Here is an 11,551-nt window from a genome sequence, read left to right on the forward strand (position 1 = left end):
GTGAATGCAATTATAGAGAAGACGGTAACATTCCAGCACCTGGGCCTGATTGATTATCAGCAGGCCTGGGACTATCAGGAAAAGTTGTTTGCCGAAGTTATTGAGCTGAAAATCAATAATCGCAAGCAGGCTGAGCACCTGCAGCAGCCTACGCCTAACTACCTGCTCTTCTGCCAGCATCCCCATGTATATACCCTCGGCAAAAGTGGCGATGAGGCTCACCTGCTGCTCGATGAGCAGGGACTGGAACAGGCACATGCCAGCTATTATAAAATAAACAGGGGTGGCGATATTACCTATCATGGCCCGGGGCAACTGGTGGGTTATCCTATACTGGACCTCGATAATTTCTTTACCGATATCCACAAGTACCTGCGCCTCCTCGAAGAGGCGGTTATCCTCACTTTGAAAGAGTACGACCTGGAAAGCGGGAGAATTCAGGGGCTTACCGGTGTTTGGCTCGACCATGAGGAACAGCGCAACCCGCGGAAAATCTGTGCCCTGGGGGTAAAAAGCAGCCGATGGGTAACGATGCACGGCTTTGCTTTTAACATTAATACTGACCTGAACTATTTTGGCAATATTGTCCCCTGCGGAATAGATGACAAAGCGGTTACCTCACTGGCACACGAACTGGGGCAAGAGGTACCAATGGAGGAAGTGGAAGAAAAAATGCTCCGGCACCTGAGCCAACTATTTGGAATGGAATTAGCAAAAAAGCAGCCGCAACTATAAAGCATTAATAAAGCGAAAGCCGGAAGAGCAATCTCCCGGCTTTTACATTTCTTTAGAACTGTTGCTCCTCCTGTTATTCTTTAAGCTCTGCTATGATGGTTCGCCCGCCTTTGGTTTTATCGCCAACAGCTACTTTTACTTCGGCATCTAAAGGCAACAGCACATCCACTCTGGAGCCAAACTTGATAAAGCCGAATTCAGCACCCTGCTCTACCTCCATTCCTTCTTCCACATACCATTTTATCCGGCGGGCAAGAGCTCCGGCAATCTGCCGGAACAGCACCTCCACCCCTGAAGCCGATTCAATTACAATGGTAGTACGCTCATTATCGGTACTGGATTTAGGGTGCCAGGCTACCAGATACTGACCTGCATGATACTTAAAATATTTTATTACCCCGCTCACCGGGTTACGATTCACATGCACGTTTACCGGCGACATAAAGATAGAGATCTGCCGGCGCGGACTGTTAAAATATTCCTTCTCCACCACCTCTTCAATTACCACCACCTTACCATCGGCCGGGGCCAGCACATGCCGGTCATTTGGCGTAGCCACCAGGCGGGGGTTCCGAAAGAACTGAAGAATGAGTATGTAAAAAAGGATGCTAATCCCGATGAAGATATACTGGATCGGCTCCTGCCCCGGATTAAAATAAATAATGGCAAGATTGATGGCTACCAGCACCACCAGCAATATCAGCAACAGCCGGCGTCCTTCTTTATGAATGGTCATTATGCGTAAAATTAATTTCAGAGGTGCCCTTATTATAAAGGCCCCGCAAAAATAAAAACATCTTGCAGAATAAGAACATAATTCTAAAAAAAAGGCTGACCGGAATAATGCCCGACCAGCCTTTTATATTTTAACCGTTTAACACCAGGATGGTTTAGAATCCACCACGGAATTTATAGGTTTTAGATACTTTATCGATGGCCACAATATAGGCACCAATACGCATAGACACGTCATACTCCTGCGTAGCACGGTACACCTTATCAAAGGCATCTTTCATAATCCTGTCGGAGCGGCGGTTTACACGCTCACCGGTCCACTTATAACCCAAACGGTTTTGTACCCACTCGAAATACGAAACGGTTACACCGCCTGCATTGGCCAGAATATCGGGAACTACCAGTATACCCTTGTCATTGATAATGGGGTCGGCTTTGGCAGAAGTAGGGCCATTGGCTCCTTCTACAATCAGCTTCGCCTTAATATTATGGGCATTTTTAATGGTAATTACATCTTCCATCGCTGCAGGCACCAGCACATCTACCTCCAGCTCCAGCAGTTCTTCGCCGCTGCCCAGCTTTTCACCACCAGGAAAGCCTTCGAGACTGCCTTTATTTTTATTTCTGTAATTAATGGCCTCGTTAATATCGATACCATTCTCGTTGTGGTAAGCACCTGACAGGTCCGAAATAGAAACTATTTTCACACCACGTTCTTCCAGCAGAAGGGCAGCAAAAGAACCTACGTTACCGAATCCCTGTACGGCACAGGTTGCCTGATAAGGGTTAATTTTAAGCTTTTCCATGGCAGCCAGGGCGGTTACCATTACCCCACGGCCGGTAGCTTCGGTACGACCTAAGGAACCACCAAGTACCAGTGGCTTACCGGTTACCACGGCGGTGGTGGTTTTACCGATGGCTCTCGAGTATTCGTCCATCATCCAGGCCATTTCCTGAGGGCCCGTTCCCATATCCGGAGCAGGAATATCGCGGTCGGGGCCAAATACCTCCATCATCGACAGGGTGTAGGCACGGGTAAGGCGCTCTATTTCGCCGGCCGACATCTGGCGCGGATTACAGCAGATGCCACCTTTGGCACCTCCGTAGGGGATATCCACCACAGCGCATTTCCAGGTCATCCAGGCAGCAAGGGCTTTTACTTCGTCGATATTCACATGGATATCATAACGAACCCCTCCTTTCGAAGGACCTAAAATATTGGAGTGGATTACCCGGTAACCTTCAAACACCTTAATGGAACCATCGTCCATTGTTACAGGCAAGGATACAGTTACCTGTTTGGTGGGTGCTTTCAGCACATTATAAACTTCATCTTCAAGACCCAACGCCTGTGCAGCGATGTGGAACCTCGACATCATCGATTCGAAAGGGTTCTCTCTGTCCTTAATGGGAGCAGGTTCTATATATGCCATAATCTGTTAACTTAAAAATTCCTGAAGCAAAAAAATGTAAATCAGTAACTTATATACACCCTTCGGCCCCCGGTTGTTTTATGTGTTTAGGTGAGTAAAATTAGAAAGAAGTCTATTATTAAAAAAACATTTGATTCAAAGGATTTTATTTAAAGATGAAAAAATTATTACAGTATTAAATGTTTAAACATTTAAAATAATCTGCAGACTCCACCTGTTTCAATCGTTTGCAACGGAATTCAGGCGCAGGGGTTTTCAAAACAGGATTAAATAGGCCAGAATAAAGGGAACAGAGAGCAAAAGACCATCAAAGCGGTCCAGAAATCCGCCATGTCCTGGGATAGAAGTACCGGAATCTTTAATGGCAATACTCCGCTTGAAGAGCGACTCCACCAGGTCGCCATAGGTGGCGGTAACCACGGCAATCAGGGCCAGGATCAGCCATTCGAAAGGTAGCAGGTCACGGTAAAAGTAGGAGATTACAAACGCCATAGCCAGGGCCGTAACGGTACCACCTATACTCCCTTCCCAGGATTTTTTAGGAGAAACCCGCTCGAAAAGCTTGGTCTTGCCAAATTTTGTTCCGGCAAAATAAGCACCGGTATCACTGGCCCAGATGATAAACAGCAGGCCCAGCACAATCTCGTGGCTGTAGTAACCGTCGATAAACACACACACATGGAGGAGCGAAAAGGGAATGGCCACATAGCAGATGCCTAAAAAAGTATAGGCAATACTGGTAAAGGGCTTTGTATCTGCTTTTCTGTACAATTTTATGAAAAAGGTACCCGCTGCTATGGGAAAAATCAGGACATAGTAATGATAAGTAATCAGTTCCTTTTCAATCAGAAAAGTAAGGGTAAACAGGCTCATACCCGAAAAAGTACCCCAGAATTTAAGCGGCAGCATCCCATCAAGGCCGGTAAGCTTATAAAACTCCAGCAGGGTAAGCATACAAATTACAAAAAATACCGCGAAGTAGGTCCATGGGCTATACCAGGAGGAGAAAATAATAACCGCCCCTCCTATCAGTGCTGCAATGACCCGCTGCCGCAGATTACTATAACTATTCAAACGTGATATCATCCGAGATAATTTTTAACGCCTTCCACACATCATCGGGGCTTACATGCACTTCATAATAGCCTAGATGGTAAATTCGGTCTTTTTTGTTAACCAGCACTGCAGGCAAATCGTTATCCTCCAGCACGGCCTTTACAATTTCGGCCCGGTACTGGTTATCTGATTTATACACATTAATCCATTTTTTCATTCGACTGCACTCTCTGCAAAAGCCCTCCTGAAGTACCAGTAAAAAGCCCAGAAGGCAACCAGCCCTAAAAGTAAAAATACAAGAATACTACTGGTTGGCAAGGCCGATGTTTCCGCCACATCATACTCAACCGCTCCCTGCTGGTATAAATAATACATCAGCAGGCTAAAGCCGTTATTAATAAAGTGAGCCACAATCGGCAATAAAAGGCTGCCCGACCAGTAAAATATATAACCAAAAATAGCTCCTAAAAATAAGCGGGGAACCAGCCCGTAAAACTGAAAGTGAATAGCCCCGAAGATAAAAGCCGTCAGCCAGATGGCAACATGAGGATTCCCCAAAGCTTTCTGCAGTTTTGACTGGATAAGCCCCCGGAAGAGCAGCTCCTCGCCCACCGCAGGCAATACAGCAATCACCAGCAGGGCAATAATAAAATCCCAGGCCGAATCGAAAGTAGTAAGAAATTCCGTTAAAAGTCGAAGATCTTCTTCCTGCTCCTGTAAAATTCGCTCAAAGGACTCCATGGAAGGAGGAAAGTCGACCGTTGCATTCCACTCAATAAGGGCAGAATTCACCACCATAAAAGAGAGCGTAATGAAAACGGTAAGTACTATAGGAATTGTTTTGGCCGCCTTGCTGTTAAAAAGGGCTGAAACAGGTTTTTGTTCAAGGCGATAAAGGTAAAAAAGCGGTGCAATAATAAAAGCACCAAGAGCCGAACCGAACTGCAGGCAGTATAAAACATATTTGGCGTTAGGAGAATTCTGGTAGTTGGTGCCCACCAGTAGTACCTCGGTAAAACCGAGGTCAAACAGGAGCATAGCCAGTAAAGCACCGAAGAACTGCCCCACGAACATACCTATAAAGAAACAAAGGATAATGATAAACAGCGCACGCCAGGGTTTGGACGTAAAAGAATCTTGCAGTTCGGTTCCGTTATTTCTCATAATAAAGCGTAAATTTACGCTAAAAATAATAATTGCAAATTGGTTAAAATAGGAAACTTAGAAGTCGGCGAGTTCCCACTCCTGCTGGCACCCATGGAAGATGTGAGCGACCCGCCTTTCCGGGCCGTGTGTAAAGTCAATGGCGCCGACCTGATGTATACTGAATTTATTTCGGCAGAAGGGCTCATCCGCGATGCCGCCAAAAGCCTGCAGAAGCTGGATATTTACGATTATGAGCGCCCTATTGGCATACAAATTTTCGGCGATAAAATAGAGAGCATGCGCGAAGCTGCGGCCATTGCCGAGGAGGCTAATCCGGAGCTGGTCGATATTAATTATGGCTGCCCGGTAAAAAAGGTGGCCTGTAAAGGAGCCGGCGCAGGTATTTTGCTCGACCTCCCGAAAATGCAGACCATGACGGCCGAAATTGTAAAGCGGGTAAACAAACCGGTAACGGTGAAAACACGCTTAGGCTGGGACCATAGCACCATTAAAATTATAGAGGTCGCCAAACGCCTGCAGGATGTGGGCATACAGGCCCTTACCATCCACGGCCGCACCCGCCAGCAAATGTATAAAGGCGAGGCCGACTGGAGCTATATAGCCGAAGTTAAAAACCACCCCGATATTCATATTCCTATTTTCGGTAATGGGGATATTGACTCACCGGAAAAAGCGCTGGAATATAAAAACCGGTATGGCGTCGACGGCATCATGATTGGCAGGGCCGCCATCGGTTATCCCTGGATTTTTAACGAGATTAAACACTTCCTCAAAACCGGCGAACACCTGCCCGGCCCCAGCCTGGCAGAACGGGTAGCCGTGGCAAAGGAGCATTTGAGATTTTCCATAGAATGGAAAGAAGAAAAACAGGGAATTTTTGAGATGCGCAGGCACTACACCAATTATTTCCGCGGAATTCCTAATTTTAAGCCCTACCGCACCCGCCTGGTAGAATCTGATAATTACGAGGAGGTGCTCGCCACCCTCAATGAAGTGGCCGAAGTGTTTGCTAATGCCTACAGTGTTGTTGAAAACTAAAAAAGTCCTTGAGGGTGCGGGAGCACTTTCGTGGGGCCTGCTTATTCTTTTGTCCCTGATTTGGGGCAGCTCATTTATTCTGATCAAAAAATCGCTCATTGCCTTTTCTGCCGGAGAGGTGGGGGCCCTGCGCATCGCCACAGCGGCTTTGTTCCTCATTCCCATTGCCCTCCGGAATTTCGGGAAGGTTGGAAAGCAGGACCGCTGGTTTTTGCTGATGGTAGGGTTTGTAGGCTCTTTTCTGCCCGCTTTTCTGTTCGCCAAAGCCCAGACACAGCTGGCCTCCGGCGTTACAGGTGTACTCAATGCGCTCACCCCGCTCTTTGTGGTGATGATAGGCGCTCTCTTTTTCAGCCAGACCTTTACCCGCCGAAATAGTATTGGCTTAATTATTAGCCTGGTGGGTACGGTGGTACTGATACTGGCCACCAGCCGTGGAAATCTCGGCGATATTAACTTTTATGCTTTTTATGTGGTGCTGGCTACCCTTTGCTACGGGCTCAACCTGAATATTATCAAGTACAGGTTAAGTGCCCTTAAACCTGTAGCCATTACAGCAATTTCACTGGTTTTTGTTGTTCCCATTGCCATTATATTCCTATTCGGCTTTACAGATTTTACCACTAAAATAGTAGAAGTAGAAGGGGCCTGGCTTTCCCTGATGTATGTGAGTATCCTGGGAGTAGTGGGCACGGCGGCGGCTCTTATTATTTTTAACAGGCTGGTGCAGCTTACCACTCCCATGTTTGCCTCCTTTGTTACCTATCTTATTCCGATAATTGCGGTAATATGGGGTGTAATTGACGGGGAACCACTGTTTGCAGGGCATTATGTAGGCATGGCAGGCATTATTGTAGGCGTGTTTATTGCCAATCATAAAAAGAAGGCAGCTCAGCCTGCTCCGCAAAGGAGCTAAACTTACAACATCAGCAAAAGGTTGTGGCTCAAACATTTAATAAATGTCATGAGTAACAGCAGCCTTTTAAATATTGCCGTTTTCGATCTGAACCAAACGGTTTACAACAAGTCCTCCAAGGAAGAATTTTTTAAGTTCATTATCCACAAGGAAAAACCTAAGGCATTCCATCTATTAAGCATGGGGGTATATTCTCTGGGGAAGAAGATGGGATTACTGAATAAAACCACTTTTAAAGAAAATTTCTTCCATTACCTCGACAACATACCACCACAAAAACTCAAGGCCTATGCGTACGAATACTGGGCAGGCGAATGGCCGCTGCATTTTAACCCGGAGCTACTAAGCCGGATAGAGGAGCTCCGAAGCCGCAATGTCGCCATTTGCTTTGCTACGGGTGCACTCGATTGCTATGCACAACCCCTGTTCGAGCATTTCCTACAACCCGATTACTGGCTGGCTACCCGCACCCAATATGTACAGGGCCGATACAAAATAGAAGGCAGGGCCTGTAAAGACTGGGAAAAAATCAGACGTATTAACCAGCTGATTCACCCCACTCCCTACCAGATTGTAGAGGCTTATTCCGATGAAAATGAAGCTATTCTGCAGCTTGCCCAAAAAGGCTTTTTGAGCAAAGATGGAAAAATAGTGCCCCGGCACCCTTAAGCAGCTTAGATATTTCGAAAGAAAATTTAGCCAATGTTTGCATCCAAAGATTATGAATGATAGTTTTGCGACATCAATTTATAATCAATCTAAATAAAAATAACCTTCTAAACCGATGAAAAGAAACTTTTTGGCTACCCCTACCAAAGCGCTCAGTGTACTGGGCTTTGCCGCATTATTTACATTTTCTGCCTGTACTGAAGAGGATCCGATAGTGCCTGAGCTGGAAGAGGTGCCTGCTACCTACAACTTCGAGAATGTAGACTACTCAGGACAGACTGCCCGCATTCAGATGATGAGCATGCTGGAAGCAGCAGCAAAGTCGGCCAACGATGGCGAAACCGTTGTTACTGCCGACCAACTCGATGCTATATTTGAAAACACCAATAATCTTTTCGACACTGACAAAAACATCAAGAGCAAAACCGCTGCTGAAGCGGTCGCAGAAATTGAAGGTTATTTTGCTTCCATTGATACCCTGAGCGGAACCAACGAGTACATTATTGGCGGCAGATTATATGACCAGTATGGTGTGGAGCCTGCGCAAATGATTGCCAAAGGACTTATGGGTGCCCTGCTCTACTACCAGGCCACAGCCGTTTACCTGGGCGAGGACAAAATGAATGTCGACAATACCGAAGTAGTGGAAGGTGAAGGCACCGCCATGCAGCACCACTGGGACGAAGCATTCGGCTATTTTGGTGCCCCGGATGATTACCTGACTGCCGAAGTACCTGAAGGAACAGAAGATCCGACAGAAAAGGCATGGTACTGGGCTCATTATGCCAATGGCCGCTCCGAAGTGATTGACCTGCGCGACGAAATTTTTAATGCATTCCTGGCTGGCCGTACTGCCATTAATAATAACGATATGGAGGCGCGCGATGCAGCTATTGAAACCATTCGCACTAACTGGGAAAAACTGGCCGCTACCAATGCTGTACACTATGTTAACAGCGCCCTTAAAGATCTGGAGGCAGGCGAAGCAGGAAACTTCTACCACCACTGGTCTGAAGGAAAAGCTTTCCTCAACGCACTTTACTACAATCCTGCTAAAAGCATTACCAATGAGCAGCTGGAGGCCCTGAACGAGCTTTTCGGCAATAATCCTAAAGCCGCTTTTGAAAACCCAGAAGCTACTGAAGAAGCGCTTCAGTCTATCAATGTTGAACTACAGGAAATCTTTGGCTTCAGCGATGCTGAAATCATCAACCTGTAATCTGCCTAAGTACTTAACCCTATCCGCCGGTTGTTGCAGCCGGCGGATTTGTTCGTTTATAAAATTGCCCCACATGAACCTTTACAAACCATATACGCTCGCTTTACTGCTGCTTGCATTGCTCGGTTTTTCCTCCTGTACCGAAGAGGGTCCCGGAGAAACCGATGAAGTAAACTTCGACCAGCAGGCCATGCTTACCAATATCGGGCAAAATATTATTTTCCCTGCCTACGCAAATTTCAGCACCACTACCAGTCTGCTCGAAGAGGCGATACATGAATTTACCGAGCAGCCCACTGCCGCCAGCCTCGCGGCTGCACAAGATGCGCTTAAGGCCACCTATCATTCATGGATAAGAGTAGAGCCATTTGAGTTTGGCCCTGCCATGGAAGTAAACCTCCGGATGAACATCAACCACTTTCCAACTGACTTTAGCGAGGTGGAAGAAAGTATTGCCGCAGGAAGCTGGGACCTTAACGGACTCTACAGCTCAAATAAAAAAGGCCTGCCCGCGCTCGACTACCTCCTGTTTAGCGGCGCCAGCCAGGAAGAAATTCTGGCAGCCTATACCACGGCCGAAAATGCCGAAGCACGCAGGCAGTACCTGCACGAGGTAACCGATCAGGTAACAACACTGGCCAACGAGGTATATACCGCCTGGTCGGATAACGGCGAGAATTACCTGGGCGATTTTATTTCCAATACCGGAACTGAAGCCGGCACCTCCCTCAGCAACCTGGTTAACCAGTTTAACCAGGGCTATGAAATAACGAAAAATAAAAGGTTGGGCATTCCTATTGGTGTAAACTCCATGAAGGGCGATGTTTTTCCACGGGCCACTGAAGCGTTTTACAGCGGCATTTCCCTCCCCCTCATGCAGGCACACCTGCTAAATATGGAAGCTCTTTTTAAAGGAGAAGCCAATGGCACCGACGGGCTAGGGCTGGACGATTACATTGATGCCATTTACGAAGCCGGTAATATTCAGGATGATCTTTCCGCCACTATTCTCAGCCAGTTTCAGAATATTCATTCGGCTGTAGCCGCCATTCCTGAGCCTTTACCAGAGGCCATCGTCAACAACCCGGATAAAACCCGGGCTGCGTACGACGAAATTGTAGCGCTGATGCAGTATATCAAAACAGATATGCCTTCGGCCCTGAGCGTAAATATTTCTTACGTGGACAACGACGGAGACTAAAAAGTAATGAGCGGGCTGAGCAGGCATATAACACGGCAGGTGCACATTGCACCCCTGGCCGTATTCCGGATTATATTTGGCGGTATGATGCTGGCCAGTGTAATCCGGTTTATGGCAAAAGGGTGGGTTAGCCAGCTTTACCTGGAACCCGGCTTCTTCTTTACTTACTATGGCTTCAGCTGGGTAAAGCCGTTGGGCACCCTGGGCATGTACCTTGTTTTTGCTACCATGGCAGTGGCTGCCACCGGTATCATGCTCGGGCTTTTCTACCGCCTGGTGGCACCGCTCTTCTTCCTGCTCTTTACCTATGTAGAGCTGATTGATGTAACCAATTACCTGAACCACTACTATTTTGTAAGCCTGGTAAGTCTCCTGCTTTGTGTGGTGCCTGCCCATCGCTACTTTTCGCTCGATGTACGCCGGAAACCAAGCCTCCGCTGTACCCATGTGCCTGCCTGGACCATCAACATTTTTAAGCTGCAGCTGGGCATTGTTTACTTCTATGCCGGCCTTGCCAAACTCAACCCCGACTGGCTGCTGGAGGCCCAGCCACTCCGCCTGTGGTTATCGGCCAAAACCGGGCTTCCTCTGTTAGGTCCTTACCTCGATAAGGTTTGGGTAGCCTACTTCTTCAGCTGGAGTGGTGCACTTTACGACCTGAGCATTCCTTTTCTCCTGCTGTATAAGAGAACACGATTACCGGCTTATGCAGCAGTAATCGGCTTCCATATTGTTACGGCTGTGCTGTTCCCGATTGGCATGTTCCCCTACATCATGATCCTCAGCACGCTCCTCTTTTTTTCAGAAGGCTTTCACCAGCGTCTGCTTAGCCTCCTCCGGAGAATTGGCCGCTCTGCTGCTGTACCTCAAAACATTCCACAGAGGGTGTTTAAGCCTGCCGCCCCACGCCTGCTGGCTCCACTCCTTGGTCTTTATTTTCTGTTTCAGCTGCTCTTTCCATTCCGCTTCGCTGCTTACCCCGACAAGCTCTTCTGGACCGAGCAGGGCTACCGCTTTTCCTGGCGGGTAATGCTGATGGAGAAAGCAGGTCACATTACCTTTTTTGTGCAAGACCCTGCCACCGGCCGGCAGGTAGAGGTAATGAATCATCATTACCTGACGCCTCAGCAGGAAAAAATGATGGCCACTCAGCCTGACTTAATTCTGCAGTTCGCCCATTTCCTGGCGGCAGAGTATGAAGCGAAAGGAATTGAAGCCCCGGAAGTACGTGCCCGAAGCTATGTGAGCCTCAATGGCAGGCCAAGCCGTCTGTATGTAAATCCGGAAGTGGATTTGAGCAAAATAACTGATAATTTCGCGCACAAAAACTGGCTGCTCCCCTATGAGCAACAGCCCCGGCATGCCGGAAACTTTTAGAGAAA

The 11,551-nt window shown here is 47.5% G+C and carries 12 protein-coding genes; 7 read left to right on the forward strand and 5 right to left on the reverse strand.

The window, feature by feature from the left end:
* A complete protein-coding gene (lipB, locus tag F752_RS0103055) occupies positions 1-735 on the forward strand; it encodes a lipoyl(octanoyl) transferase LipB (protein WP_017730259.1) in 735 nt (244 codons plus the stop codon).
* A gap of 73 nt (positions 736-808) precedes the next feature.
* Here the strand turns inward: lipB and F752_RS0103060 are convergent, their stop codons facing one another.
* The 5 genes from F752_RS0103060 to F752_RS0103080 all read right to left on the reverse strand — a co-directional run bounded on the left by F752_RS0103060 (position 809) and on the right by F752_RS0103080 (position 5,123).
* Positions 809-1,471 carry a phosphatidylserine decarboxylase family protein gene (locus F752_RS0103060; RefSeq protein WP_017730260.1) on the reverse strand — a complete coding sequence of 221 codons (663 nt, stop codon included), beginning with the start codon at positions 1,469-1,471 and terminating at the stop codon, positions 809-811.
* Positions 1,472-1,625: 154 nt separating this feature from the next.
* Positions 1,626-2,903 (reverse strand): Glu/Leu/Phe/Val family dehydrogenase, encoded by a 1,278-nt coding sequence (locus tag F752_RS0103065; protein WP_017730261.1) that lies wholly within the window; start codon positions 2,901-2,903, stop codon positions 1,626-1,628.
* A 255-nt stretch (positions 2,904-3,158) separates the two neighbouring features.
* The gene (locus tag F752_RS0103070) at positions 3,159-3,989 is read right to left on the reverse strand and encodes a phosphatidate cytidylyltransferase (RefSeq protein ID WP_026135477.1); all 831 of its coding nucleotides are present in this window, start codon (positions 3,987-3,989) and stop codon (positions 3,159-3,161) included.
* Positions 3,970-4,176: a putative signal transducing protein gene (locus F752_RS0103075; protein ID WP_017730263.1), complete on the reverse strand. Its 207-nt coding sequence runs from the start codon at positions 4,174-4,176 to the stop codon at positions 3,970-3,972. The genes F752_RS0103070 and F752_RS0103075 overlap by 20 nt, the downstream gene beginning before the upstream one ends.
* A complete protein-coding gene (locus F752_RS0103080; protein WP_017730264.1) occupies positions 4,173-5,123 on the reverse strand; it encodes a CPBP family intramembrane glutamic endopeptidase in 951 nt (316 codons plus the stop codon). Before F752_RS0103080 ends, F752_RS0103075 begins: the two co-directional genes overlap by 4 nt.
* Positions 5,124-5,162: 39 nt before the next feature.
* On the opposite strand from F752_RS0103080, the gene dusB reads away from it, so the two are divergent.
* The 6 genes from dusB to F752_RS0103110 all read left to right on the forward strand — a co-directional run bounded on the left by dusB (position 5,163) and on the right by F752_RS0103110 (position 11,546).
* Positions 5,163-6,164: a tRNA dihydrouridine synthase DusB gene (gene dusB, locus F752_RS0103085; protein WP_017730265.1), complete on the forward strand. Its 1,002-nt coding sequence runs from the start codon at positions 5,163-5,165 to the stop codon at positions 6,162-6,164.
* Positions 6,139-7,080 (forward strand): DMT family transporter, encoded by a 942-nt coding sequence (locus tag F752_RS0103090; RefSeq protein ID WP_040664075.1) that lies wholly within the window; start codon positions 6,139-6,141, stop codon positions 7,078-7,080. Before dusB ends, F752_RS0103090 begins: the two co-directional genes overlap by 26 nt.
* Before the next feature lie 48 nt (positions 7,081-7,128).
* Entirely contained in the window at positions 7,129-7,749 is a 621-nt protein-coding gene (locus F752_RS0103095) for a haloacid dehalogenase-like hydrolase (protein ID WP_017730267.1), read from the forward strand.
* 115 nt (positions 7,750-7,864) lie between these two features.
* Positions 7,865-8,968 carry a DUF4856 domain-containing protein gene (locus tag F752_RS0103100; RefSeq protein WP_017730268.1) on the forward strand — a complete coding sequence of 368 codons (1,104 nt, stop codon included), beginning with the start codon at positions 7,865-7,867 and terminating at the stop codon, positions 8,966-8,968.
* Positions 8,969-9,041: 73 nt separating this feature from the next.
* Positions 9,042-10,169 carry an imelysin family protein gene (locus F752_RS0103105; protein ID WP_017730269.1) on the forward strand — a complete coding sequence of 376 codons (1,128 nt, stop codon included), beginning with the start codon at positions 9,042-9,044 and terminating at the stop codon, positions 10,167-10,169.
* 6 nt (positions 10,170-10,175) lie between these two features.
* Positions 10,176-11,546: an HTTM domain-containing protein gene (locus F752_RS0103110; RefSeq protein ID WP_017730270.1), complete on the forward strand. Its 1,371-nt coding sequence runs from the start codon at positions 10,176-10,178 to the stop codon at positions 11,544-11,546.
* Positions 11,547-11,551 lie beyond the last annotated feature (5 nt).

It is taken from the genome of Nafulsella turpanensis ZLM-10, assembly GCF_000346615.1.
Lineage (GTDB): Bacteria > Bacteroidota > Bacteroidia > Cytophagales > Cyclobacteriaceae > Nafulsella > Nafulsella turpanensis.

What these genes read in the sequence shown, in the direction of transcription:
- F752_RS0103060 (WP_017730260.1), bottom strand. Translation starts at nt 1,471, where the DNA reads ATGACCATTCATAAAGAAGGACGCCGGCTGTTGCTGATATTGCTGGTG.
- F752_RS0103070 (WP_026135477.1), bottom strand. Translation starts at nt 3,989, where the DNA reads ATGATATCACGTTTGAATAGTTATAGTAATCTGCGGCAGCGGGTCATT.
- F752_RS0103090 (WP_040664075.1), top strand. Translation starts at nt 6,139, where the DNA reads ATGCCTACAGTGTTGTTGAAAACTAAAAAAGTCCTTGAGGGTGCGGGA.
- F752_RS0103075 (WP_017730263.1), bottom strand. Translation starts at nt 4,176, where the DNA reads ATGAAAAAATGGATTAATGTGTATAAATCAGATAACCAGTACCGGGCC.
- F752_RS0103105 (WP_017730269.1), top strand. Translation starts at nt 9,042, where the DNA reads ATGAACCTTTACAAACCATATACGCTCGCTTTACTGCTGCTTGCATTG.
- F752_RS0103080 (WP_017730264.1), bottom strand. Translation starts at nt 5,123, where the DNA reads ATGAGAAATAACGGAACCGAACTGCAAGATTCTTTTACGTCCAAACCC.
- F752_RS0103095 (WP_017730267.1), top strand. Translation starts at nt 7,129, where the DNA reads ATGAGTAACAGCAGCCTTTTAAATATTGCCGTTTTCGATCTGAACCAA.
- F752_RS0103100 (WP_017730268.1), top strand. Translation starts at nt 7,865, where the DNA reads ATGAAAAGAAACTTTTTGGCTACCCCTACCAAAGCGCTCAGTGTACTG.
- F752_RS0103110 (WP_017730270.1), top strand. Translation starts at nt 10,176, where the DNA reads ATGAGCGGGCTGAGCAGGCATATAACACGGCAGGTGCACATTGCACCC.
- F752_RS0103065 (WP_017730261.1), bottom strand. Translation starts at nt 2,903, where the DNA reads ATGGCATATATAGAACCTGCTCCCATTAAGGACAGAGAGAACCCTTTC.